19 protein-coding genes and 1 pseudogene are annotated in these 23,202 nt (G+C 74.1%); 8 read left to right on the top strand and 12 right to left on the bottom strand.

What is annotated here, in order from left to right:
- Nucleotides 1-210, top strand: a pseudogene (locus MNY62_RS21660) (serine/threonine-protein kinase); the annotation flags it as partial.
- 25 nt (nt 211-235) lie between these two features.
- Here MNY62_RS21660 and MNY62_RS21655 read toward each other — a convergent pair.
- From MNY62_RS21655 to thyX, 4 genes are all read right to left on the bottom strand, one after another.
- On the bottom strand, nt 236-1,429 hold the full coding sequence (locus tag MNY62_RS21655; RefSeq protein ID WP_242346422.1) for an HD domain-containing phosphohydrolase: 1,194 nt from the start codon (nt 1,427-1,429) through the stop codon (nt 236-238).
- An 80-nt stretch (nt 1,430-1,509) separates the two neighbouring features.
- Complete coding sequence (gene rho / locus MNY62_RS21650; protein WP_242346421.1) at nt 1,510-2,901, bottom strand: transcription termination factor Rho; 1,392 nt, start codon at nt 2,899-2,901, stop codon at nt 1,510-1,512.
- Nucleotides 2,902-3,241: 340 nt separating this feature from the next.
- The gene (sppA, locus tag MNY62_RS21645; RefSeq protein ID WP_242346420.1) at nt 3,242-5,740 is read right to left on the bottom strand and encodes a signal peptide peptidase SppA; all 2,499 of its coding nucleotides are present in this window, start codon (nt 5,738-5,740) and stop codon (nt 3,242-3,244) included.
- A 96-nt stretch (nt 5,741-5,836) separates the two neighbouring features.
- A complete protein-coding gene (thyX, locus tag MNY62_RS21640) occupies nt 5,837-6,658 on the bottom strand; it encodes an FAD-dependent thymidylate synthase (RefSeq protein WP_242346419.1) in 822 nt (273 codons plus the stop codon).
- A gap of 114 nt (nt 6,659-6,772) precedes the next feature.
- Between thyX and MNY62_RS21635 the strand changes: the two genes are divergently transcribed.
- Entirely contained in the window at nt 6,773-7,252 is a 480-nt protein-coding gene (locus MNY62_RS21635; RefSeq protein WP_242346418.1) for an acyl-CoA thioesterase, read from the top strand.
- Nucleotides 7,253-7,290: 38 nt separating this feature from the next.
- Here the strand turns inward: MNY62_RS21635 and MNY62_RS21630 are convergent, their stop codons facing one another.
- From MNY62_RS21630 to MNY62_RS21615, 4 genes are all read right to left on the bottom strand, one after another.
- Nucleotides 7,291-7,776: an FHA domain-containing protein gene (locus MNY62_RS21630; protein ID WP_242346417.1), complete on the bottom strand. Its 486-nt coding sequence runs from the start codon at nt 7,774-7,776 to the stop codon at nt 7,291-7,293.
- A 139-nt stretch (nt 7,777-7,915) separates the two neighbouring features.
- Entirely contained in the window at nt 7,916-9,628 is a 1,713-nt protein-coding gene (locus MNY62_RS21625) for an aldehyde dehydrogenase family protein (RefSeq protein ID WP_242346416.1), read from the bottom strand.
- A 70-nt stretch (nt 9,629-9,698) separates the two neighbouring features.
- Nucleotides 9,699-10,547 carry a metallophosphoesterase gene (locus MNY62_RS21620; RefSeq protein ID WP_242346415.1) on the bottom strand — a complete coding sequence of 283 codons (849 nt, stop codon included), beginning with the start codon at nt 10,545-10,547 and terminating at the stop codon, nt 9,699-9,701.
- A gap of 417 nt (nt 10,548-10,964) precedes the next feature.
- Nucleotides 10,965-11,171 carry a helix-turn-helix domain-containing protein gene (locus MNY62_RS21615; protein ID WP_011985507.1) on the bottom strand — a complete coding sequence of 69 codons (207 nt, stop codon included), beginning with the start codon at nt 11,169-11,171 and terminating at the stop codon, nt 10,965-10,967.
- 125 nt (nt 11,172-11,296) lie between these two features.
- On the opposite strand from MNY62_RS21615, the gene MNY62_RS21610 reads away from it, so the two are divergent.
- Both MNY62_RS21610 and MNY62_RS25590 read left to right on the top strand, forming a co-directional pair.
- Nucleotides 11,297-11,809, top strand: a complete 513-nt coding sequence (locus MNY62_RS21610; RefSeq protein ID WP_242346414.1) for a peroxiredoxin — start codon at nt 11,297-11,299, stop codon at nt 11,807-11,809.
- 12 nt (nt 11,810-11,821) lie between these two features.
- A complete protein-coding gene (locus MNY62_RS25590; protein WP_279426728.1) occupies nt 11,822-12,520 on the top strand; it encodes a selenoprotein B in 699 nt (232 codons plus the stop codon).
- Nucleotides 12,521-12,603: 83 nt separating this feature from the next.
- On the opposite strand, the gene MNY62_RS21595 is transcribed toward MNY62_RS25590, so the two are convergent.
- Nucleotides 12,604-14,115, bottom strand: a complete 1,512-nt coding sequence (locus tag MNY62_RS21595) for a hypothetical protein (RefSeq protein ID WP_242346412.1) — start codon at nt 14,113-14,115, stop codon at nt 12,604-12,606.
- 191 nt (nt 14,116-14,306) lie between these two features.
- Here MNY62_RS21595 and MNY62_RS21590 point away from each other — a divergent pair, with 191 nt between their 5' ends.
- Both MNY62_RS21590 and trhA read left to right on the top strand, forming a co-directional pair.
- Nucleotides 14,307-15,320: a DUF4388 domain-containing protein gene (locus MNY62_RS21590; protein WP_242346411.1), complete on the top strand. Its 1,014-nt coding sequence runs from the start codon at nt 14,307-14,309 to the stop codon at nt 15,318-15,320.
- Nucleotides 15,321-15,405: 85 nt separating this feature from the next.
- On the top strand, nt 15,406-16,071 hold the full coding sequence (gene trhA, locus MNY62_RS21585; protein WP_242346410.1) for a PAQR family membrane homeostasis protein TrhA: 666 nt from the start codon (nt 15,406-15,408) through the stop codon (nt 16,069-16,071).
- Between the two features lie 14 nt (nt 16,072-16,085).
- Here the strand turns inward: trhA and MNY62_RS21580 are convergent, their stop codons facing one another.
- Nucleotides 16,086-17,096: a GTP-binding protein gene (locus tag MNY62_RS21580; protein ID WP_242346409.1), complete on the bottom strand. Its 1,011-nt coding sequence runs from the start codon at nt 17,094-17,096 to the stop codon at nt 16,086-16,088.
- Between the two features lie 106 nt (nt 17,097-17,202).
- On the opposite strand from MNY62_RS21580, the gene MNY62_RS21575 reads away from it, so the two are divergent.
- The gene (locus tag MNY62_RS21575) at nt 17,203-18,840 is read left to right on the top strand and encodes a fatty acid--CoA ligase (RefSeq protein WP_242346408.1); all 1,638 of its coding nucleotides are present in this window, start codon (nt 17,203-17,205) and stop codon (nt 18,838-18,840) included.
- Between the two features lie 9 nt (nt 18,841-18,849).
- Here MNY62_RS21575 and MNY62_RS21570 read toward each other — a convergent pair whose 3' ends face one another.
- Complete coding sequence (locus tag MNY62_RS21570; RefSeq protein WP_242346407.1) at nt 18,850-19,521, bottom strand: HAD family hydrolase; 672 nt, start codon at nt 19,519-19,521, stop codon at nt 18,850-18,852.
- A gap of 119 nt (nt 19,522-19,640) precedes the next feature.
- Between MNY62_RS21570 and argJ the strand changes: the two genes are divergently transcribed.
- Nucleotides 19,641-20,957 (top strand): bifunctional glutamate N-acetyltransferase/amino-acid acetyltransferase ArgJ, encoded by a 1,317-nt coding sequence (gene argJ, locus MNY62_RS21565; protein WP_242346406.1) that lies wholly within the window; start codon nt 19,641-19,643, stop codon nt 20,955-20,957.
- Between the two features lie 169 nt (nt 20,958-21,126).
- On the opposite strand, the gene MNY62_RS21560 is transcribed toward argJ, so the two are convergent.
- Nucleotides 21,127-22,803, bottom strand: a complete 1,677-nt coding sequence (locus tag MNY62_RS21560) for an HNH endonuclease (protein ID WP_242346405.1) — start codon at nt 22,801-22,803, stop codon at nt 21,127-21,129.
- Between the last annotated feature and the right edge of the window lie 399 nt (nt 22,804-23,202).

The raw sequence follows: 23,202 nt of genomic DNA, 5'->3' as shown, positions 1-23,202 counted from the left end.
CTCGTCGTGCAGCCGCGCGCCGCGGCGACCCTCGTCGTCGACGGCGAGCCGTTCCTCCCGCCGCTCGCGGCGGACGAGGTCCGCACCGTCCCGCTCGCGCCGGGTCGCCACCGCGTCGAGCTCCGGGCGCGGGACGGCCGGCGCGCGGCGGTGACGATTGAGGTCGGCGGCGGCGAGACCGCCGCGCTGATGGGTATCGAGCTGCAGTAGGGCCGGGGCGGTCCCGGTCCGGGCGTCAGCCTCGGAGCGCCTGGAGCGCCGCGGCGAGATCCTCCGGCGCCGGCGGGCCCTCGGCGAGATCCGCGGAGAGGACCGCGACCGTCTCGACGTCGAGCCGGATCCGCTCCCAGTCCTCGGGCGACACCGACAGGAAGGCCTCGACGATCTTCGGATCGAACTGCGTGCCGGCGCAGCGCGTGATCTCCTCGCGCGCGTGGTCGAACGGGCGGGCGCGCCGGTACGGGCGGTCGCTCGTGATCGCGTCGAGCGTGTCGACGACGTGGAAGATGCGCGCCCCGGTCACGATCTCGTCGCCGCGCAGGCCGGCGGGGTAGCCCGTACCGTCCCACTTCTCCTGGTGCTGGAGGACGATCGAGGACGCGGGCCGGAGGTAGTCGACGCGCTGGAGGAGCGCCCAGCCGAGCTCCGGGTGGCGCTTCATCTCGGTCCACTCGTCGGTGGTGAGCGGGCCGGGCTTGAGGAGCACCCGGTCGCGCACGCCGATCTTGCCGATGTCGTGCAGCAGCGCGCCGTGCTCCACGACCGTGAGGTCCGGCTCCTCCATGCCGAGCTGCCGCGCGAGCCGCCGCGCGAAGAGCGACACGCGCCGCGAGTGCCACTGGGTCTCCGCGTCGCGGTAGTCGAGCGCGGCGATGAGCCCCTCGAGCAGGGCCTGCGTGCGGGCGCGGACCATCTCCTCGAGCCGCGCGTTCATCTCGCGGAGCTGGCCGTTCTGGCGCTGCACCTCGGCGGTGAGCCGGTCGTTCTCGCGCCGGAGCCGCGCGGCCTCGGCGGCCTGCGTCACGGTCGCGATGAGCTCCGCCTGGTGCCAGGGCTTCGAGACGATCCGGAAGACCTCGCCCGAGTTCACCGCCTGGAGGGCGACGCGGAAGTCGTCCGCCGCGGTGCAGAGGATGCGGATCGCGCCCGGGTACCGCTCCCGCGCCTGGTTCAGGAACGCGACGCCGTCCATCCCCGGCATCATGTAGTCGGAGATGATCACCACCGGGCGCTCCGCCTCGAGCGCGTCGAGCGCGGCCGCGGGCGAGTCGTAGCAGCGGGGCGCGAAGCCCGAGCTCTCGAGGATGCGCGCGAGCGCCTTCAGGATGAGCTCGTCGTCGTCGACGACGAGCACGCGCTCGGGCGCCGGCGAGGCGCCCGAGACGAGGGCGGAAGCTGCGGGGTCTGGAGGCGCGGCGCGCGAGTCCATCGGGCGCGGATGATAGCTGCTCGCGGCGGGATTCGCATGGGGACCGCCCGTCCGGCGAGGGCAGGGCGGTCCCGCGCCCGTCAGAAGCTCTGGAGGAACTCCTCGTTCGTCTCGAACTCGGAGAGCTTCTTGAGGAGCCGCTCCATCGCCTCGACCGGCTTGAGCGAGGCGAGGGCCCCGCGCAGGCGGCGGACCTTCTCGATCTCCTTCGGCGAGAAGAGCTTCTCCTCCTTGCGCGTGCCGGAGGCGCCGATGTCGATCGCCGGGAAGATGCGCCGCTCGGCGAGCTGGCGCGAGAGCACGACCTCCATGTTGCCCGTGCCCTTGAACTCCTCGAAGATCACCTCGTCCATGCGCGACCCGGTGTCGATGAGCGCGGTCGCGATGATGGTGAGGGACCCGCCCTCCTCGGCCTTGCGGGCCGAGCCGAACAGCCGCTTCGGGCGCTCGAGCGCGCGCGAGTCGACGCCGCCGGTCAGCGTCCGGCCGGAGGACTCGACCTCCTTGTTGTAGGCGCGCGAGAGGCGGGTGATCGAGTCGAGCAGGATCACGACGTCCTTCCCGCCCTCCACGAGCCGCTTCGACCGCTCGAGCACCATCTCCGCGACGTGGATGTGCTCCTCCGTCGGGCGGTCGTTCGAGGAGCCGATCACCTCGCCCTTGATGTTCCGCTTCATGTCGGTGACCTCCTCGGGCCGCTCGTCCACGAGCAGGACCGTGAGGTGCACGTCCGGGCGGTTCGAGGTGATCGCCTGGGCGATCCGCTGCAGCATGATCGTCTTGCCGGCCTTGGGCGGCGAGGTGATGAGGCCGCGCGCGCCGAGGCCGATGGGCGAGACGAGGTCGAGGACGCGGCCGATCAGCTCGTCCGGGCGCGTCTCCATGACGAGCTTCTCGGTCGGATCGGTGGCGGTGAGGTTGTGGAAGTGGGTGCGCCGGGCGACCGCCAGCGGGTCGGTGCCCTCGAGCTGATCGATGCGCGTGAGCACCCGCTTCATGTTGCGCGTGGCCGCCTGGCCCTTCACGAGCAGGCCGCCCTGCAGGTGCATCCGGTCGATGAGCCAGCGCGGCACCTCGACGTCGAACGGCTGCGGGAGGTAGCTGCGCTTCACGTCGCGCAGGTAGCCGTTGCCCTTGCCCTCGAACTCGAGGACGCCCTCGACCTCCTCGGTCGCCTCGGGCTGCGCCTGGCCGCCGGGCTGCGCCTGGGGCGCGGGGGCGGTCCCGTTCTGCGCGGGGGCCGCCGTCGCCGGCTGACCGTTCGGTCCCAGCGCCGGTCCGCCCTGGCCCGGAGGAGCGCCGCGACCGCGGCGACCCCGCCGCCGCCGCCGGCGGCGTCCGCCCTGTCCGGGGGCTCCGCCCGGACCGCCGGGCTGCCCTCCCGCGTCGCCCTCGTGGGCGGAAGCGGTGGGCTGGGAGTTCTGAGGGGCCCCGCTCACGACCGGAGTCGGGGTCTGCTCGTTATCGCTCATGCTGTCGTCTGCTCCGGCAGCGGGGCGAAGGAATCGCCCTCGCGGCACGACCGTCATGCGTCCTGGAATGGCGCCGTCCGCGGCTCGTTGGGAGTCGGTGGGCCGCGAACCGCCACCTCCGTCGCGTCGCTCGCAGCGCGCCGCGCGTCACGCGGCGCGAACTCGCCAGCAACCTGCCGATCGGAGGCTCGTCTCCCCGCCGCCGTGAAACGTAAATCGTTCGCGGAGGGGAGACAAGTCATCACATAGCAAAAAAGATCGCGCAGCGAAAGCTTCGTTGCGGCCCCGAGGGGGCTCGCCCGCCGGGCCACCGGACGCGCGCCCCGGCGAGCGCGGTCCTCTACGGCGCAGGTGGTGGCTCCACCCACTCGACGGGCAGCGCGAGCACCGGGCCCATCTCCGACACGAGCGACAGGGCGCGGAGCTCCGGGATCGCGCCGAGCGCGCGCGCGAGCGGGGAGGGCGCGGCGCCGAGGAGGCCCACCGAGAACGGGTCCTCCCCGTCCTCGTCCCCCTGCGCCGTGCGGACGATCACGACGTCGTCCGGCGTGAGCCGGGCGCGCTCGCGCGCGAGCTGGATCGCGTCGCGCAGCGACCCGAGGGTATCGACGAGGCGCCGGTCCTGCGCCTGCCGGCCGGTCCAGACCCGGCCGCCCGCCACCGTCTCGACCTCGGCGGGCGTGAGCTTCCGCCCCTCCGCGACGCGCGCCACGAAGAGCCCGTAGAACCGCTCGATCTCGCGCTCGACCGCGGCGTGCTCCGAGGCGGACCAGGGCTTCGCGAGGCTCGTGAGCTGCGCGTTCTCCCCCCGCGCCGCGGCCTCGCGGCCGATGCCGAGCTTGGCGAGCAGTCCGGAGAGATCGGGCTTCAGGGCGAACACGCCGATCGAGCCGGTGAGGGTGGACGGCTCGGCGAGGACCGCGTCCGCACCGACCGCGACGAGATACCCGCCGCTCGCCGCGACGTCGCCCATCGAGGCGATGACCGGCTTGCGGCGCCGGGCGCGCTGCACCTCGCGCCAGATCCGGTCCGAGGCGACGCCGTCGCCGCCCGGCGAGTCGATGCGGAGCACGATCGCCTTCACGTCCGAGTCGTCGGCGGCGCGCCGGAGCTGGGCGGCGATGGTCTCCGCCCCGGCGATCGCCGCGACGCCGAGCCGGTCGCCCCGGCTCTTCCCGCCCGCGATCGCCCCCTCCACCCGCACGACCTCCACGTAAGCCGCCGGGCCCCAGCGCTGCGCGCGGCGCTCCTCGTCGGGCGAGTAGCCGCCCGAGATCTGGACCCGCCGCTTCGTCACCCGCCGGGCCCAACCCTCGAGCTCGTCCGGCCACAGCACCGCGTCGAGGAGCCCCTCCGCCTTCGCCTCCTCGGCGCCGAACAGGCCGCGGTCCACGAGCGCGCGCACGCGCTCCGCCGGGACCCGCCGCGCCGCCGAGACGTCCGCGACGAACCGGCCGAAGACGTCGTCGAGCAGCGAGGCCACCATCTCGCGCGCCTCCGGCGATCCCTCGCTCCGGACGAGCGGCTCGGGCGCGCTCTTGTACGCGCCGCGCTTCACCACCTCGAACGCCACCCCGAGGCGCGCGAGCGGCTCCTTCACGAACAGCGTCGAGGTGGAGACGCCGTTCACGAACAGCGTCGAGCCGGGCTGGGCGGCGATCTCCGTCGCGGCGCTCGCGATCCAGTACTCGGTCGTGCTGCCGCCGGCGAGGTAGGCGAGGACGGGCTTCTTCTCCCGGATCCGGGAGAGCGCGGTGCGCAGCTCCTCGGCGCGTCCGGCGCCCACGCCGAGATCGTCGATGCGGACGGCGACGGCCGCGACCTCCGGGTCGTCCCGCGCCGTCTCGAGCCGCGCGAGGAGGCGGCCGTACGGGTCCGGCTCTCCGAAGGTGAAGAAGAGGAAGGTGCGGGGAGGCTCGAGCGCGCGCTCCACGTCGATGGCGGGGACGTCGTGCCCGGTGGCCGCGGCGCGGTAGCGCTCGCCCGAGAAGCGCACGCCGACGAGGGAGCCGGTGCGATCGTGCACCGGCACGGCGCCGCCGGTCCAGCCGACGTAGGGCCCGTTCCAGGAGAGCGCGACCACGCCGGCGGGCCGGTCGCCGGTGGGGAGGCCCGAGCGGAGAGGGAGCTGGAGCTGGGCCGAGACGGCGAGGCCGGACCAGACCTCCGCGCCGAGCCCCGTCGCGAGGTGCGTCACGCGCAGCGCGTCGCGCCGGTCGTCGTCGCCGAGGAGGTCGAGCGAGAGGGTGAGCCCGTCCCTCCACAGGCGGGTCGCGACGCCCAGATCGTAGCGGACGGGGAGCGCCTCGCCCGCGAGCCGCCAGTCGCGGTCGCGCATCGACGCGGCGATGCTGAGCCAGCGCGCCGGCCGCAGCGTGAGGCCGAGGTCCCAGCTCGAGACCTGCTCGAGCGCGTCGTCCCGCGAGGCCCAGCGGTTCCAGCCGATCGCCACCGAGAGGGCGCGCGTGTCGGTGAGGGCGAGGGCGAGCGTCGTCTTGCGGTAGCGCGGCCCGTCCTCGGAGCCGGGGCGGACCCACTGCATGCCGAACCCGACGCCGAGCGGCCCGAACACGTCGGCGGCGAAGATCGCGTCCGCGCTCGAGCCCGGGGTGACCTCCCGCTCGTGGAACGCCTGGAGGGCGAGGCGGGGCACGAAGCCGACGCCGGCGGGGTTCACCGAGAGCGCCGTCGGCTCCTCCGCGGCGCCGGCGCCCGGGAGGGGCAGCGCGAGCCCGGCGGGGAGGCCCTGGTCGCGATCGAGCGCGCTCTGGACCTGGGCGCGCGCGGGCAGCGCGGCGGCCATCGCCGCGGCGAGCGCGGCCTTCACGTACGGTGTCATGTGGGCTCCGGCGCGGATTCTACCGGAGCCTCATCCGGGCGGTCGGGTCCGGCAGGGGCGGAGGGTGATCCAAGGGGGGCTGCCGCCCCCCGGTCGCTACTCCTCGTTGCCCGCGTCCTCGACGGTCCGGAGGTGCTCCTCGGCGAGGGGCACGAGGTTGCCGGCGCGGTACTCGCGGAAGACGTCGAGCAGCTGCTCCTTGTGCGGCCGCACCTTCCCGAGCGGGCACTTCTCCCACTCCTTGCGCGGCTCGTCGCAGTAGCCCATCCGCTTGTCGCCGCACTTCGGCTGCAGGTACCCGCCGATCTCCGGGATGGCCTTCATCACCTCGCGCCGCATGAGCGCGACCATGTGGCGGATCTCCCACTGCGCGCGCCAGCAGAGCCGGAGGTCGGCGATGTGCAGGAGCTCGGTGAAGTTCACCATCACCTGGAAGTTCGTGGGGGTCGCGTTGGGCAGGACGAAGCGGGCGTCCTCGGCGGGGATCCCCTTCTCGAGCGCGAGCTCGTACACCCGGGTGATCTCGCGCATGAGCCGGTCGTACTCGTCCGCCATCCCGTGCGCGTCGCGCCAGGTCTTCGGCATGACGTAGTCGAGGCGCTCCTCCTTGTAGCGGACGTAGCGCTGCGACTGCTGCTCGAAGGAGATGCCGATCCGGTGGCGCACGAACTGGTGCGAGAGCGCGCGGGAGACGCCGGAGATCCCGAACCAGAACACCACCTGCTCGAGGGGCGAGGCGTGGCCGGTCTTGAGCCGCTCCTGGATGAACTCGCGGATCGCCTCGGGCGCGATGCGGCCGTCGCGGATCTCGCCCCAGACCTCGCCCGGCGTCTTGGGGGTGTAGCAGGTGCGGTACGCGCCGTAGAGCTTCGAGAGCGGATCGCGGGCGTGGTCGATGAGGGTGACTTCGAGCGGCATGGGGCGAGCTCCGGAGAGGGGCGCGGATTCTATAGCGGCGAGCCGACACGCGGGAAAGCCGACAGACGCGGGAAAGGGGAGCGGACGCTGGCGGGCGCGCGTATAGAGGGGCCCATGGAGCAGAAGCCCGCCTCCGCGTCCCGCACCGAGGTCACCCACCTCGTCATGCCCGGCGACGCGAACGTCCTCGGCAGCGCCTTCGGCGGCATGGTGATGCAGTGGATCGACCTCGCCGCCTCGATGGCCGCGATGCGCCACTCGCGCCTGCCCTGCGTGACCGCGTCCATCGACCAGCTCTCCTTCCTCGCGCCGGTCCGGATCGGCCACATGGCCGTCCTCGTCGCGCGGGTGACCGCGGTGTTCTCGACCTCGATGGAGGTCAACGTCGAGGTCTCGACGGAGGACCCGCGCACCGGCGAGCGGCGGAGGTGCTGCGACGCGTACCTGACGTTCGTGGCGCTCGACGACGCCGGGCGCCCCACGCACGTCGCGCCGCTCCTCGCCGAGTCGGACGACGACCGCCGCCGCGAGCGCGGCGCGCGGGTCCGGCGCGAGTCGCGCCTCGCGCTCCGGGCCGCCCTCGCGCGCGAGTAGCGACCGGGAGCGGGCGCCGGGGCGGACCGGTGCCCGCGCTACGCCGCGCCGCGCAGGCGCAGGTAGAGCGTCGGGCCGTCGTAGAACGTGAGCCGCACCGCGCCGGCCTCGACGCGCGCCCCCGGCTCGAGCCGCAGCGGCGCGCGGCCGATGCGCAGCCCGTTCACGCGCGTGCCGTTCGACGAGCCCGCGTCCTCGACGGTCCAGCCGCCGCCGCCGTCGCGTCGCAGGACGAGGTGCCGGCGCGAGAGCGTGCCGTCGTCGACGACGACGTCGTTCTCGGGGTCCCGGCCGACCCGGACCTCCGGCCCGCCGTTCTTCGCCGCGAGCGCGATGACGAGCGACTCGCCGGCCGCGACGAGCCGCGTGCCGGGGCCGGCGAGCATGGTCTCGCGCCCTGCCGCGGGCGGCCGCCACGGCCCCGCCTCCCACACGAGCCAGTCCTCCGGCCGCTCGCGCTGGAACGACGCGAGATCGCCGCCCGAGTACTTCCTCGTGAGCCAGGAGAGGAGAAAGCTCTTCACCTCGGGGACCCCCGCACGCGCTCTTGGCGCGCCAACGGGACGAGGACATCACGGGCGGGCGTGGGGTGTCGAGCCGCAGGGCCACGGGACGCGCTCGCCGCGTCACTCCGATCCCGGACATGCGGCGACGGCCGGGCGGTCAGCCGCGGACCCCCGCCGCGAGGACTCGCGGCAGCGCCGTGAGGCCGCGCGCCTCGAGGCGCGTGAGCCCGCGCCCCAGCACGTGCGCGGTGCGGTGGCTCGGGAAGTAGGGCGGCTTGGGGAACGCGACGGCCGGATGCCGGATGACCGTCTTCTCGACGTGCTCGAGCATGAGCGCGTTGTGCACGAAGCCGCGGCCGCTCTGGATGTCGGTGAGCGGCGCACCGGGGTAGGCGCCCCACGGCGTCGTGCCGAAGGCGAAGCCGTAGCCGGCCCAGCAGTTCACCGAGACCGAGCCGTAGCGCAGCCGCCGGATGGCGCCCTCCAGCGCGGCCCCGGTGGTGCGGTCCGAGATCGTGCGCGGGTGCGCCACGATGTGCGCCGCGAGCGTCCCCCAGAGCGTCTCGTTCGCGAGCGTCACCGCGGCGTCGAGGAACTCCACCGGGTCCGGGCTGCCGATCTCCGTCTCCCAGAGCACGGCGCAGAAGGGCTCCTGGCGGAACGCCACGTCCTCGGGATCGGGCGCGACGCCCGGGACGATCGCCCAGGGGAGCTCGCCCTCCGCGGCGTCGCCGATGCGCCGCACGCGGGCGCGCCCGTCCAGCATGCGGTGGTAGCTCGACGCCGAGCCCGGGTACCAGGCGCGGCGCGGCGGCGCGAGCGCGGTGAACCGCTCGACCGCCGCCAGGAACTCGTCGCGCTGGCGCCAGCCGCGCGCGGTCACGAGCATCTTGCCGGCGATGCAGTTGTAGGACGCGTTGTGCGTGAGCATCCCCGCCACGCTCTCCGCCTGCGCGGCGAGCGTCCGCGCGTCCCACGCGCCGGGCACGACCAGCACGGGGGTGATGTTGCCGAGCTCGCTCGTGATCTCCTTGCGCAGGAGCGGATCGTTCCGCGCCATCCGCGCGGCGCGCTCCGATCCCGGCGGGCCCCACACGATGAGGTCGTGCGTCCGATCCGAGCCCGTGATGTGCACCTCGTCCACGCCGGGGTGGTGGGCGAGGTGCCAGCCCTCCTCCGCGCCGCCGTACACGACGGCGAGGAAGCCGCGCGCGATCGCCTCGGCGAAGGCCTCCTCGAAGAGCGGCCCGAGGTATGCGTTCACCGGGTTCATCTTGAGGACGCAGACCTTGCCCTCGTTGAAGAGCTTCGTCACGACGTCCGCGGGCGGGATCGCGTTGATGTTCCCCGCGCCGAGCACGAGGCAGACCTCGCCGTCGTGGTCCGGCGCCTTGTAGAAGCGGGCGCGGCTCTCGTCGAGCTCGGTCCTCCCGACGCCCTCCTCGAGGTGCACGTCGGCGCTGACGCCCATGAAGAGCGCGCGGTCGGTGGCGGAGACGGGGAAGACGCGAGCCGTGAGGCGCCCGTCGAGGGTCTCGCCCGTGGCGCCGATGGGCGTGTTCCCGCGCCGCGCGAGCGCCTCGAGCGAGCGGATGACGAGGCGGAGCTGGCGGAGGACGACGTACGGCCCGCTCAGCCACTCCTCGCCGCCGACGGGCGAGCCGGGCGCGATGCCCTTCGCGGCGCAGGCCGCCGCGACCGCCCGCTCGGCGGTTCGCTCGACGCCGCGCGCCATCGAGCGCGCGAGGGCGATGCGCTCGGGCAGCGAGGCGCGCGCCCAGATCGGCGCGCCGTCGCGCAGGCGCGCCACGGCCTCGTCGAGGCGGCGCGGATCGGTGACCGGGGAAGGGGCGGCGGCGGGAGGCGTCATCGGGCGTTCTCCGCCCGAGATCGTAAGGGATTCTCCGGCGCGCCGCGCGGACTTCCGGGGGTTCGAGGCGCTAGGCCGGCTCGGCCCGGCGCAGCGTCGCGAGCGTCACCTCGGGCGGCGCGTTCACGCGGACGCGGATGCCGGACATGCCGACCCCGCGGTTCACGTAGAGCTGGACCCCGCCGTCGAGCGCGTATCGACCGCGCAGGAACGGCTCGCGGACGATGGCCGAGAGGAAGAGCGGGGTGAAGATGGGGATGTTGATCTGGCCGCCGTGCGTGTGGCCGGAGAGGCAGAGGGTCGGGTGGCCCAGGTGCTGGAGCTTCTCCGCCGTGCGCGGCCCGTGGGCGAGCACGAGCGGCGTCGGGCCGGTGAGCCCCTTCACCGCCTGCTCCACGTCGTCGTGCCTCGTGAGGTGGTCGCCCACGCCGACGACGCTGAACGGCGCGCCCCGCAGCCGCACGGTGGTCCAGGCGTTCTCGAGGACCTCGTACCCGTGGCCCCGGAGCGCCTCCGCGGCACCCTCGGGATCGACCCAGACGTCGTGGTTCCCGAGCACGGCGAGGGTCGGCGCGGCGAGCCCGCCGAGCAGCTCGTGCATCGGGTCGAGCTCGCGCCGCGAGTGAGAGAGGTAGTCGCCCGTGAGGACGACGAGGTCGGGCTGGAAGGCGTTCGCCTCCTCGATCGCCGCGCGGACGACCTCCGCGGGCGTGCGCGGCCCCACGTGGAGATCCGAGAGCTGCGCGACGCGCAGGCCGTGGTGGGCGGGATCGAGGCCCGGCACGTCGAACGTCACGCGCTCGGGCGTGGGCGCCGCGTGGCGCGCCTCGGCGGCTGAGGGGAAGGCCCCGGCCGCGCCGGCCGCGCCGACGAGCGCCGCGCCCCTCAGGAATCCTCTCCGCCCGAATCTCCGCTCCATCCGTGCTCGCTCCCATGCTCCGGCGCGCGTGCCTTCGCCTCGCGCTCGCCCGGAAGACTGGAACGCGTCGCGCCTCATGGCGATTCCTTGCGCGGGGCGGGTGCCTGCGGCGCCTCGCTCGAGCGCGCCGGCGCGGCGGCGCGCCCGACGCTCATCGTGGACCCCGAGGGCGTCGTCCAGGACGCAGCGTTCCACGATCCGGAGGTGGGCCGCTCGCCCTCGGAGATCCTGCGCTGCTCGAGGCGTCGACGACGCGTGAGCCAGTGCCCGCGGAGCGGCGGCGCGACGAGCCCACGCTCGGGCGCTGAGGCGCGGCGCGGCTCGGAACACTCACTTAGGGTGAATTAGGCGGACTGACGCTCCGGAGGCGCGGCGTACGCGCGGTCGCTCCGGTCGCGGCGCTCCGTCGGGCGCGGCTCACTTGCCGAGCAGGTTTGCGGGCGGCACGCCCAGCGCCTTGGCCATCTTCTCGATGGTCTCCAGCGGTGGAGAGCGCTGCCCGCGCTCGAGCATCGAGACGTACGAGACGGAGATCCCGACCTTGTCGGCCAGCGCCTTCTGGGAAAGCTTCTTCTTGGCCCGCAGGCGGCGCACGTTACCGGCAAATCGCGTCAGGAGATCCATGCGAGACCCTTAGCAAAGTGACCCCTCGTACTCATTGTCCTTTTCGGGGTGCCCCCCGGGCGTTCTCGACGCTGAGTGACGCGGTTACTAGTGTCTTTTTGTCCCACGACCAAAGGAGGACTCGAATGGCAGCGAAGCCAAAGCCCGTCTGGCGGCTGGAGGTCGGCGATGAGGCACCCGACTTCGAGCTGATGGCCACGGGCAGCACCGCCGGTAAAGGCGACACCAAGCGGAAGATACGGCTCTCAGACTATCGCGGGAAGAAAAACGTGGTGCTCGCGTTCTACCCCGCCGCCTACACGCCTGTCTGAACGGTCCAGATGCCCTCGTACGAGGAGGATCTCTCCGAGTTCGAGCGGCGAAATGCCCAGGTCCTGGGCATCAGCACGGATCAGGTCCACACCAACGAGGCGTGGGCGAAGTCGATGGGCGGGCTGTCGTACCCGCTCCTGTCCGATCACTGGCCGCACGGCTACGTGGCGGCGCTCTACGGCGTGCTCCGCGGCGAGAGCGGCATCTCCGAGCGCGCGATCTTCGTCGTCGACAAGCAGGGGAAGATCGCCTACGTCGACATCCACGACATCGGCGAGCAGCCACCCACCGACAAGATCATGGCGGCGCTCGACAAGCTGAAGTAGCGGAGGCGAGGGATGCCCCAGGGAGCCGAGCCGAAGCCGCTCGAGCTGTCCCGCTACTGCGTGCCGTTCACGCCGTTCCAGGGGAAGCTCGAGGACGCCGCGATCTGCATCGTCTCGACGGCCGCAGTGCGGCTCGCGAGCGACGCGCCGTTCGACACCGAGGGCGACGCCACCTGGCGGGTCATCGGGCGAGACGCGGAGGCGAAGGACCTCCGCTACGACGACACGCATTACGACCACGCCTGCGTGGATCGGGATCTGAACTGCGTGTTCCCGATCGACCGGGTGCGCGAGCTCGCGCGCGAGGGGCGCGTGGGCGGGCTCACCGAGCGCCACTTCTCGCTCGGCTACAGCCAGGCGCTCCGGGAGCTCCGGGAGAAGACCATCCCCGCGCTCGTCCGCGAGGTGGACCGCGAGCGCCCCGGCGCCGTGCTCCTCACCGGCGGCTGACGGCTCTGCCACCGCACGGTGGTCACCGTGCAGCGGATGATCGAGCTCGTGGGCATCCCGACGGTCGTCGTGACGGTCGAGCCGGAGGAGACGCGGCAGGCGCGGCCCCCGCGCGCGCTCTGCCCGCGCGGCTTCGTCGCCGGTCACTCGCTCGGCCGGCCCGAGGACGCGGCGCTCCAGAAGTGGATCCTCATGGACGCGCTCGGCCTGCTCCTCGCGGACCCGCGGCCAGGCGAGGTGATCGAGCGCGATTACGGCTGAGCCGATCGGACGCGGGCTCCGGCGCGCCTCGGCTCGCGCGCCGCCCCGCGGACGCGCCGCCGGGCGGCGCGCGGCCGGGCCCGTCACGGACCGTCGTAGGCCGTCACCGCACCCGGTCCGTTCTTCGACTCGAGGTGGGCCATGTACACGATGCGGGGGCTCGCCCAGCGGTCGATCTGGATCGAGCGCACGGGCCCGCGCGCGAACGCCGGCAGCGAGTCCCAGGGGATGTCCTGCACCCACGCGCCGTTCCGGTAGCGCCCGAAGCCGCCCCAGGCGAACCCCACCCACACCGATCCGTCGGAGGGATCGCACGCGACCGCGAGCGCGCCGCCTGCGCCCGCGGGCACGCCGACGGTGGTGAAGGTGGAGGCGCCCTTGCGCAGGTAAGCGAGCCCGTGCGCGTCCGAGCCGACCCACATCGTCCCGTCGTCGCAGAACGAGATCGACTGCACGCCGTCGCGCTTCGTGGGGTCCGCCGGATCCGCGTCGGAGCTCCAGATCCACAGGTACGGGCTCGGCGGCGACTGGTTCCCCCACCACGGACCGTGGAAGTTCTGCGAGAGCTCCGGCCGCCGCATCGACGCGTAGCCGGGGAGGCTCGCCATGCGGAACTGGTTCGCGTACCAGGGCACGTTCGTGGTGGGGTCGAACGCGAGCCCCCACGCCTCGCCGGTGAGGAACTCGCCGTGCGCGTAGATCGCGGGGTGCTCGTGCTCGAACACGTCCTTCGCGTCCGCCCAGGCCGCATCGCCTCGCGTCAGGTCCTGGAGCCCGCGCGCGTCGGGGTTCGCGACGAGGATCGAGATCGAGGCGTGCGTGCCGCCGAGGAGCGCGTCGCCGTAGGAGAGGGACCGGCCCTTGTCGTGGTTCACGACGATGCGCTGAACCTGCCGCAGCTTGCGCCGGCCGCCGAGCATGAAGGGATCCCAGCCATAGCACTGGGTCTCGTTCGAGCCCTCGACGAAGAACTCGCACACGTAGCCGGGGGGCGTCGCGATCCGGACGTGGCGCTCGCGCGCGAGCGTCGTGCCGTCGAAGGTCACGACGTCCGCGCCGCCGGAGTCGACCGCCCAGTCGGCGTCCGTGTCGCCGTCGGTGCCGACGCCCTTGAAGCCGATGATCGCCTTGTTCGGCGTCGAGCCCGCGACCGAGATGACCGGGCACATGACGGCCGGGTCGGGCGGGGTCGGGTTCGCGATCTGGGCCGCGTCGTGGCAGTTCTGCGTGAGCCCCGCGTCCGCGCCGAAGCGCTTGAAGTCCTGCGCGGCGCGGGCCTTCGCGTAGACGGCGTCGCCGCCCGCGACGTAGACGTTGCCGGCCTCGTCCGCCGAGACGTCGCTCACCGTGGCGGGGAGCCCCTGCTCGGCGCCCCAGAATTTGAACGCGCCGACCACGACCGGCGCCTTCACCGTCGGGCCGCCGCCCCCGCCGCCCCCGCCGCCCCCGCCCCCGCCGGTGCCGCCGCCCGTGCCACCCCCGGTGTCGCCGCCGGTGCCGCCTCCCGGGGCGGTCGGGGTCTTGGTCCCGCCGCCGCCGCATGCGGCGATCGCCGCCGCCGCGAGCATCGCCGCCCAACGCTGCCTCCCGACCATCCGCTCTCTCCCGCGCGCCCGCACGAACGCCGGGCCAACGGGCCCTCCGGCACGCACGCGCAGGAAAGCTGGCCCGAGCCGGCCGCTCCGCCAAGCCGGGGCGCCGGGGGCAGCACTCCGGGTGAGACCTCCCACGCTCGGGCGGGGGGCGCGATCTGGCGTGCGCAGGCACCTCCGGTCACAATCGGGCCATGCTGCAGGGAGATCTGGCGACATTCCCGCTCTCGGAGCTGTTCCAGTGGCTCGATCAGAGCCGGCGCTCGGGGATCGTGGAGATCGACGCGGGCGAGGGGGCGCCGTTCTGGCTGCACGTCGTCGACCGCCGCATCGTCGCGGCCGCGCGCCCGCCGTCCGAGCCCACGGGCCTCGGGGCGCTCGCCCGCTGGTCACACGCGGAGCCGGCGGAGTCGCTCTGGCCGGAGGCGTGCGCCGACCGGATCGTCGACCTCTTCGTCGCGCCCGCGGGGGGCCGGTTCACGCTCGTGGTGGACGCCGGCGGCTTCGAGAGCGGGGTGCGGCTCGATCTGGGGCTCGGCCAGATGGCGCTCGAGGGCCTGCGCCGGCTCGACGAGTGGCCCGAGCTCGACCGGCGCTACCCGTCGGACACGGCGGCGCTCGTCGCCGCGGAGGGCGCCGTCGCCGTCCGGCCGCGCACGCCCGGGCAGCGCGCGCTGCTCGAGGCGGCGCGGCGTCGCGCGTCGATCGCCGAGGCGCGCCTCGCGCTCGCCCTCTCGCGGGCGGCGGTGCTCCGCCGGATCGAGGCGCTCCGCGAGCTCGGGCTCGCGCGCGTCGAGGGCGTGTCGGCGCACCCCGATCCCGTGGCGTCGCTGGTCGCGAAGGCGCAGCTGCTCGTCGAGGCGCGGCAGTTCGACGAGGCGGGGATCGTGTTCCGCAGCCTGCTCGCCGCGGACCCCTCCGACCGGCGCGTCCGCGCGATCCTGCGCGAGGCGGAGCGCGAGCAGGTCGCCGCGCTCTACGAGGAGCTGTCCCCGGTCGCGGTCCCCGTCCTGCTGGCCGGGCCGGCGTCGCTCGATGGGCCGGCGGCCCGGCGGCTCGGCCCGACGGACCGCGAGGTCGCGGGCCGCCTGAACGGCGCGTGGGACGTGGCGAGCGTCGCGCTGGCGAGCCCGCTGCGCGAGGTCGAGACGCTGAAGGCGCTCCGGAAGCTCGTGCGGCTCGGGCTCGTCGGGCTGCGCGAGACCTGAGCCGATCGCCCCGCGCGGCGTCGCGCCGGCCGTGACAGGGGCGTGACCCGCCGGTGGGAGGATGGTGCCGCCCGGAGGGCACGCCATGATCGAGATCGCCTCGCACGAAGCGCCGCGCGTCGCCGAGAAGCCGCTCCTGCGCGGCGTCTCGCACGAGATCGCCGCCGTCATCGGGCTCGCCGCCTGGCTCGCGCTCGCGATCCTCGCGCCCTCGGCGCGCGCCCGAGGCGCCGCGAACGTCTACGGCGCGAGCCTCTTCGCGCTCTTCGCGGTGAGCGCGCTCTACCACCGCCCCACCTGGCCGCCCCGCGCGCGGCGCTGGATGCGACGCCTCGACCACTCGGCGATCTTCCTCCTCATCGCCGGGACGTACACGCCCTTCTGCCTCGTGCTCGGCGGCGCTCGCGGCGACGCGCTCCTCGCCATCGCGTGGGGCGGGGCGGCGCTCGGGATCCTCCAGTCGGTCCTTTGGGTGCGCGCGCCGAAGCCGCTCATCGCGGCGGTCTACGTGCTGCTCGGCTGGGTCATCCTCCCGGTGATGCCCGCGCTCCTCGCGCGGCTCGGCCCGGGCGCGGTGGCGCTGCTCGGAGCGGGCGGGATCGCCTACAGCCTCGGCGCGGTCGTCTACGCGGCGCGGCGGCCGGATCCGTTCCCGCGGGTGTTCGGGTACCACGAGATCTTCCACGCGCTCGTGGTGGTCGCGGCGGGGCTCCACCTCGCGGTCACCACGCGGGCGATCCTCGCGCTGTAGCGCCGGGGCCGGCTTCAGCGGCCCGCGGACCTCGCCGACGCCTTCACCTTCGCCGCGACGAGGACGTAGAGCGCGAAGAGCGCGTCCCGCTCCGTGACCGCCTCGTCCGGCGTCGCGGCGATGCGCGAGAGCCGGAGCAGCTCCTGCGGATCGAGCCCGAGGCGCGCCGCCCGCCCGTCCTCGGCGGACGTCCGCGACAGCACCGCGGCCACGCCATCGGCCGCGATGCGCGCCGCCTCGCCGTAGGTCCGCTCGCGCAGCGCGTGCTCGGTCGCGGCGATCGCCGCGCCCTCTCCCGGGAAGAGCCGCGAGAAGGACACGGGCACGAGCGCCGCCGGATCGGCGGGCGCCGAGGCCTCCGCCGCGGCGGAGAGCTGGGAGGCGAGCTCCGAGCCGCCGCCGGAGAGTTCGAGCGGCCGCGGAGTCGCGCGGCGCGCGGGCTGGCGCGCGCGCAGGTCCCTCACGACGAGCCGGGTGATCTCCTTCAGCCCGGCGAGGATCCCGAGGCCGCGGCTCGCGACCGTCTCGATCTCGGGCGCGCCGTGCCGGTTCAGCGCCGCGCGGAGCGCCTCGACGGACAGCGCGCCGGGGAGATCGCGCTTGTTGTACTGGAGGACGTGCGGGAACTCGGCGAGCGAGATGCCGAGCTCGCCGAGGTTCTGCGCGAGGTTGTCGATGGACTCCGCGTTCGTGTCCCGCGCCGCGGGCTGTGAGTCGGCGACGAACACGACGCCGTCCGCGCCGTTCAGGACGAGCTTGCGGGTCGCGTCGTAGAACACCTGCCCCGGCACCGTGTAGAGCTGGAGCCTGAGCGTGAGCCCCCGCACCTGCTCGATCTTGAGGGGCAGGAAGTCGAAGAAGAGGGTGCGGTCCCCCTCCGTGGAGAGCGACACGAGCTCCCCGCGCGTCTCCGGACGCACGCTCGCGTGGATCTGCTGGAGGCTCGTCGTCTTCCCGGACAGGCCGGGGCCGTAGTAGACGATCTTCGCCGAGATCTCCCGCGCGAGGGGGTTGACGGTGGACACCGGCGCATCATAGCCCCGGCCGATCGGGTGAGCGACTTCGCCGCAGCGCGCAAAGACTCGCTCCCGGCGCCCGTGCTACCTGCGGCCGCCCTTCTCCGGAGGACGCATGTCCCAGCCGACCCCGCGCTCCGGCGCGACGCCGTACGCGCTCACCATCCGTCGAATCCTGGAGCACCCCGTCGCCGACGATCCCGGCCAGGAGATCGTGTACCGGGACCTCCGGCGGCACACCTACGCGGACCTGCGCGAGCGGGTGCACCGCCTCGCCGACGCGCTCACCGCGCTCGGCGTGAAGCCGGGCGACACGGTGGGGGTGATGGACCACGACAGCCACCGCTACCTGGAGGCGTTCTTCGCGGTGCCGATGATGGGCGCGGTGCTGCACACCATCAACGTCCGCCTGTCGCCGGAGCAGATCCTCTTCAGCATCGAGCACGCCGAGGACGACGTGCTCCTCGTGCACGCGGACTTCCTGCCCATCCTGGAGGCGATCCGCGGGCGCATCGACGTGGTGAAGCGCTTCGTCGTCCTGTCCGACGACGGCGCGCGGCCGCCGGCGACGGTGCCATTCGCCGGCGAGTACGAGGCGCTCCTCGCCGCCGCCCCGGCGCGCTTCGACTTCCCGGACGTGGACGAGGACGCCCGCGCGACGACCTTCTACACCACCGGCACGACCGGCCTCCCGAAGGGCGTCTCGTTCACGCACCGGCAGCTCGTGCTGCACACCCTGTCGGTCGCGACCGTCCTCGGCTCGGCCCACCACGCGAGCTTCCGCCGCGGCGACGTGTACATGCCCATCACGCCGATGTTCCACGTCCACGCGTGGGGGCTGCCTTACGTGGCGACGCTGCTCGGCGTGAAGCAGGTCTACCCCGGCCGCTACGCGCCGGACGCGCTCCTCGCGCTCATCCAGCGCGAGGGCGTCACGTTCTCGCACTGCGTGCCGACCATCCTGCACATGCTGCTCCGGGCCTCCGGCGCCGAGCGGGCGGACCTGACGCGCTGGAAGGTGCTCGTCGGCGGCGCGGCGCTCTCGAGGCCGCTCGCGCGCCTCGCCCTCGAGCGCGGGGTGGACGTGGTGACGGGCTATGGGATGAGCGAGACCTGTCCCGTCCTGACGGTCGCGTTCCTCGACCCCGAGGACCTCGCCGCCGATCTCGACCGCCAGGCGGAGCTCCGCACGCGCACCGGGCGCGCGCTTCCGCTCGTCGACCTCCGCGTCGCGGACGAGCACCTCGGGGAGGTGGCGCGCGACGGGCGGAGCACCGGCGAGATCGTCGTGCGCGCGCCCTGGCTCACCGACGGCTACGTGAAGGACGCGAGGGCGACCGAGAAGCTCTGGGCGGGCGGCGTGCTGCACACGGGCGACGTCGCCTGGCGCGACGCGCGCGGCTTCGTGAAGATCACCGACCGGCTGAAGGACGTCATCAAGGTGGGCGGCGAGTGGCTCTCGTCGCTGGAGCTCGAGGACGTCGTCGCCGCCCACCCGGCGGTGGCGGAGGTGGCCGTCATCGGCAGGCCCGACGACAAGTGGGGTGAGCGCCCGCTCGCGCTCGTCGTGGCGCGGCCCGGCGCGGAGGCGCGGGTGACCCCGCGCGAGCTCCACCACCACGTCCACGCCTACGTGCAGAAGGGCCTCCTCCCGAAGCAGGTGGCGGTGCTCGAGGTGAAGCGCGTCGAGGCGATCGACAAGACGAGCGTCGGCAAGGTGAACAAGCGCGCCCTGCGCGAGAAGCACGGATAGGCACCGCGCTCAGCGCGCGAGGAGCGCCTCCACCACGGCCACGAGGTCCACGCCCTGCACGTCGGGTGGGCCCATGGCGGGGTGGAAGCGCCGCTCGAGCCGCGCGCACCAGCCGCCCACGAGCCCGGCGCGCCGTGCCCCCTCGACGTCCCACGCGTGCACCGCGACGAGCGCGAGCCGCTCCGGCGGCAGCCCGAGGGTCCGCGCGGCGTGCAGGTAGATCTCGCGGCCAGGCTTGTAGCGGCGGATCTCGTCGACGCCCATCACCCGCGACACCTGCCCGAGGAGGCCGGCGCGCTCGAGCAGCCCGCGCGTCGCCTCGACGCCGCCGTTCGAGAGCGTGGCGATGGGCACGCCCGCGTCCGAGAGGCGGCGGAACGCGGGCGCGACGTCGGGCGCCGGGTCGAGCGCCCCGAAGCCGTCGAGGACCTCCTCGATCGCGGCGCGCTCGACCGGGCGGCTCCGCTGGGCGAGGAGCACCTCGAGCGCGCCGCCGGCGATCTCGCGGAAGGGCCGGAACGTCCCGCTCGCGTCGAGCGCGAACGCGTCGCGCAGGATCCGCGTGAACCAGGTGTCGAGGTCGATGGGCGCGAGCCCCAGGGTGGCGAGGCGCGGACGCAACGGGTCGAGCGGGAAGAGCGTCTCGATCACGTCGAAGATCACGGCGGCGGGGCGGGCCATGGACGGTGCGTACGCGGCAGGTCCGGCCGACGCAACGCGCGCGCGGGTTCCGGCGGAGGGCGGCCGGCCGGGCGTCCGGGCCCGTTGACGGCGCGGGGCGGAAGGGCGAAAAGGCGGCCATGCCGTCCACCTCGCTCACCTTCGCGAGCCGCGCCGAGCACCGCGCCTGGCTCGAGGCGCAGTCGGCCCTGCCCGCGGGCTTCTGCATCGGGACCACGAGCTTCGAGTTCGTCCCGGTCGAGGTCTCGAAGCCCGGCCGGATGAAGCTCACGCTCGTCGCGCTCGACCACCCGACCTCGGCCTTCGCCGCGAAGTTCACCCGGAACGCCTTCCCGGGCGCGCCGGTGATCGTGGGCAAGCGTCGCCTCGACGGGCCGGCGCTGGGCGGCATCGTGGTGAACACCAAGATCGCCAACGTCTGCGCGCCGGGCGGGGTCGAGGCGGCGGAGCGCGTCGCGGCGGAGGCGGCGCGGCTCATCGGGATCGCGCCGGAGGAGGTGCTGCCGTCGTCCACCGGCGTCATCGGCTGGCAGCTCCCGGTGGAGCGGATGATCACGGCGCTCCCCGAGGCGGCCTCCGCGCTCCAGGCGCGCACGATCCTGCCCGCCGCCGAGGCGATCACCACGACCGACCTCTACCCCAAGGTGCGGCGCGCGCCGCTGGGGGAGGGCACGCTCGTCGGCATCGCCAAGGGCGCGGGCATGATCGAGCCGAACCTCGCGACCATGCTCGTCTACCTGCTCACCGACGTGGACGTCTCGCGCGACACGCTCCGGGCCGCGCTCGACGCCGCCGTCGAGGTGACGTTCAACTGCATCTCCGTCGACACGGACACGAGCACCTCCGACACGGTCGTGCTCGTCTCCTCGCGCAAGAAGCCGGCCCCGCCGCCCGGCGCGCTCGCCGCCGCGCTCGCGCAGGTGTGCGGCGACCTCGCCGAGGACGTGGTGAGGAACGGGGAGGGCGTCCACCACGTGGTCCGCGCGAGCGTCACCGGCGCGCGCACGTTCGAGGAGGCGCGCGCGATCGGCAAGTCGGTCGTGAACTCGCCGCTCCTCAAGGCGGCCGTGAACGGCAACGATCCGAACGTCGGGCGGCTCCTCTGCGCGGTCGGCAAGCACGCCGGCGCCGCGGGGATCCCGCTCGACCCCGCCCGGGTCACGATGCGCGTCGGCGACGACGTCGTGCTCGAGGGCGGCGCGATGCGGCTCGACCCCGCGAAGGAGGAGCGGCTCGTCGCGCACATGAAGGCGGCGGAGCTCTACGCGAGCAAGCCCTCCGCCGACGGGCTCTTCCGGCCGCCGATCGACTACCCGCCGCACGAGCGGCGGGTGGAGATCGGGATCGACCTCGGCATGGGCGCCGCGGCGTGCGCGGTGCTGGGGGCGGACCTCACGCACGAGTACGTGACCGAGAACGCGGACTACCGGAGCTGAGAACCCCCACCCCGCCCTCGCCCGATCCCGCCCGTGGTTCGACAGGCTCACCACGAGCGATCGATAGAGTCGACTCGCTGATTCCAGACCTCGACTGCGACCCCGGCCCGGACCCCGCTCCGACCTCGACGACCGAGGCCCGGATGGCGCTCCTGAGCTGACGGACGCGTCAATGTGGCAGCGTGCGCGCGCGGCGATCGCAGCCGAGTCGCCACGTGAGCCGGTCCGGCGCCACGCCACGGACGTCGACGAGCCCGCCGTGCACGCCGCGCAGATGGTGAGCGGCGCAGAGCGACGCGAGGTTCTCGGGCTCGTCCCCGCCGCCGCGCGAGCGGTAGACGACGTGATGGGCGTGGACCGCCGCCCGGCTGCAGCCCGGCACCTGGCAGAGGCCGCAGTCGCGCGCGAGGGCCCGGCGCTGCGGCGTGCTCCGCTCCGCGGGCGCCGCTTTCCAGGTGGCGATGAAGTGCTCGGCCACGCGCTCGAGGCACTCGGCGGGCGTGAGCCAGGCGTCCGCGGCGGCGCGGGCGGCCCGGATGGCCGCCTCGAGCAGATTTCCGACCCGCCTGGGCACGCGCAGGTCCAGCTCGGCGCGCGCGCACATCTGCGCCTCGTGCTCCGCCTCGAGCTCGCGGCGAAGCGCGATGCAGGTCGTCCCCTCCGCCCGCCGGATCCAGTCTTCGGTGGAAGAATCGTCCGCGACGTCCGCCACGAGCCGCGCCTGCTCGTAGGAGACGCGCCGTTCGCGCATCGCCTTCCGGAGTGCCGGCAGCGCGTGGAGCCTCCGCTCGAGCGCGACCCGCTGCTCGACCGTGCGCGTCGCCATCCCGAGCCGCTCCTCGCAGTAATGGCCGAACGAGGCGAAGCCCATGTCGCGCCACAGGCCGAGCATCTTGAGCAGCATGCCCAGATGACCGACGAGCTCGTCCCAGCGGTCGCGCATCGCGGCGAGCCGGCGCAGCTCCGCGTCCACGGACATCGCGTCCGCGCCGCCGTCGAGCTCGGCGCTCATCTCCGCCTCGACCGGAGCGACCTCGCCGAGGAACGCCCAGCGCCCGTACTCCGCCTCGAGCCCCGCCTTCGCCGCCTCGAGCCAGTCGGCGACCGGCCCGCGCAGCACGCTGTCAGACGCGCCGTCGTCCCCGCCGTCAGAGGACGCCTCCACCGGATGCGCGCCGAGGAACTCCTGGCAGATGGCCTCGAGCCGCTGCCACCGCGGCGCCGTCGCGCCGACGACCTTTCCCGCGAGCGCCATCGCCTCGTCGAGCTTGGCGCGACCTCCGGGCGTGAGCTTGACGGACACGCGCTCCCAGGGCTCCTCGTTAGCCCCAGCCTCCCCAGCCTCCGCCCTCACCGCCGCCGCGAGCGCGCGCACCGTCTCGCTCCGCGCGAGCGCGACCCAGCGCTCCTGGGCCTCGCCGCGCGCGACCGGGAGGACCGACTCCGCCTTCCGCGCGCTCACCTCGCCGCGCCGGACCGCCTCGGCGAGGAGCGGCCGGTCCCGCAGCGCCCGCGAGAGCCTCGCCAGCTTCTGAGCGGTGCCCGCGCCGATGCCCAGCCGCTCGCGCGCGTAATCGCCGATGCCCGAGAACCCGAGTCGCATCGCGCCGTCCCGCTCGGCGAGCGCCGCGAGCCCGCGGCCGATGGCGACCTCGAGCGCGCCGTGTCCGCGCGCCACGGTCGTGAGGAGCCGGTCGAGCAGGAACGCCGCCTCGTCGCGCAGCACGCCCTTCCGCTCGTGCGGCGGCGGCGGCTCGAGCAGCCAGGCCTCGGCCGCGAGTGCCTCCAGCGCTGCCGCCGAGGCGGTCGCGAGTGGTGCGGGAGGGCTCGGGCGCACGTCGTTCATCGCGTGAACCCATACCATCCGTGTCTGACGGTCAACCTGCCTCGAAAGAGACGATGGGTGAATACCGGGTGTGACCCCGACCGCGACCGTGACCTCGACCTCGCCCTCGCCAACCCCGACCGCACGATCCCCTCGCGCCGAACCGCCCCCCCCCACCCTGCCCGCAGCGCGCCACCTCACGTGGCGGGACCTCGCGCCCGCAGGCGGGCCACTGGACGCGGTAGGCACCGCCCCGACCCACGGACCGCAATGCAACGCGGTTGGCCACGGCCACCTCACCCATGCGCAGCCAGCGCCCGCAGCCCCGCGTTGCCGGCGGCGTCTGGCGGACGGCACCGCCCCCCGTACCTTGTCCCCGTCCATCGTGGCCCGCCGAGGACGTGAGGTCCCGTCCAGGCG

Origin of the sequence: Anaeromyxobacter terrae, assembly GCF_022690685.1 — a bacterium.
Lineage (GTDB): Bacteria > Myxococcota > Myxococcia > Myxococcales > Anaeromyxobacteraceae > Anaeromyxobacter > Anaeromyxobacter terrae.
The sequence above is the reverse complement of the archived record's forward strand: the minus strand, read 5'-3'. Positions and strand labels throughout refer to the sequence as shown.

Bases quoted from the DNA above. Each gene is read 5' to 3' on its own strand.
- MNY62_RS21655 (WP_242346422.1), bottom strand. From the start codon at position 1,429: ATGGACTCGCGCGCCGCGCCTCCAGACCCCGCAGCTTCCGCCCTCGTC.
- rho (WP_242346421.1), bottom strand. From the start codon at position 2,901: ATGAGCGATAACGAGCAGACCCCGACTCCGGTCGTGAGCGGGGCCCCT.
- sppA (WP_242346420.1), bottom strand. From the start codon at position 5,740: ATGACACCGTACGTGAAGGCCGCGCTCGCCGCGGCGATGGCCGCCGCG.
- thyX (WP_242346419.1), bottom strand. From the start codon at position 6,658: ATGCCGCTCGAAGTCACCCTCATCGACCACGCCCGCGATCCGCTCTCG.
- MNY62_RS21635 (WP_242346418.1), top strand. From the start codon at position 6,773: ATGGAGCAGAAGCCCGCCTCCGCGTCCCGCACCGAGGTCACCCACCTC.
- MNY62_RS21625 (WP_242346416.1), bottom strand. From the start codon at position 9,628: ATGACGCCTCCCGCCGCCGCCCCTTCCCCGGTCACCGATCCGCGCCGC.
- MNY62_RS21620 (WP_242346415.1), bottom strand. From the start codon at position 10,547: ATGGAGCGGAGATTCGGGCGGAGAGGATTCCTGAGGGGCGCGGCGCTC.
- MNY62_RS21615 (WP_011985507.1), bottom strand. From the start codon at position 11,171: ATGGATCTCCTGACGCGATTTGCCGGTAACGTGCGCCGCCTGCGGGCC.
- MNY62_RS21595 (WP_242346412.1), bottom strand. From the start codon at position 14,115: ATGGTCGGGAGGCAGCGTTGGGCGGCGATGCTCGCGGCGGCGGCGATC.
- MNY62_RS21590 (WP_242346411.1), top strand. From the start codon at position 14,307: ATGCTGCAGGGAGATCTGGCGACATTCCCGCTCTCGGAGCTGTTCCAG.
- trhA (WP_242346410.1), top strand. From the start codon at position 15,406: ATGATCGAGATCGCCTCGCACGAAGCGCCGCGCGTCGCCGAGAAGCCG.
- MNY62_RS21575 (WP_242346408.1), top strand. From the start codon at position 17,203: ATGTCCCAGCCGACCCCGCGCTCCGGCGCGACGCCGTACGCGCTCACC.
- MNY62_RS21570 (WP_242346407.1), bottom strand. From the start codon at position 19,521: ATGGCCCGCCCCGCCGCCGTGATCTTCGACGTGATCGAGACGCTCTTC.
- argJ (WP_242346406.1), top strand. From the start codon at position 19,641: ATGCCGTCCACCTCGCTCACCTTCGCGAGCCGCGCCGAGCACCGCGCC.
- MNY62_RS21560 (WP_242346405.1), bottom strand. From the start codon at position 22,803: ATGAACGACGTGCGCCCGAGCCCTCCCGCACCACTCGCGACCGCCTCG.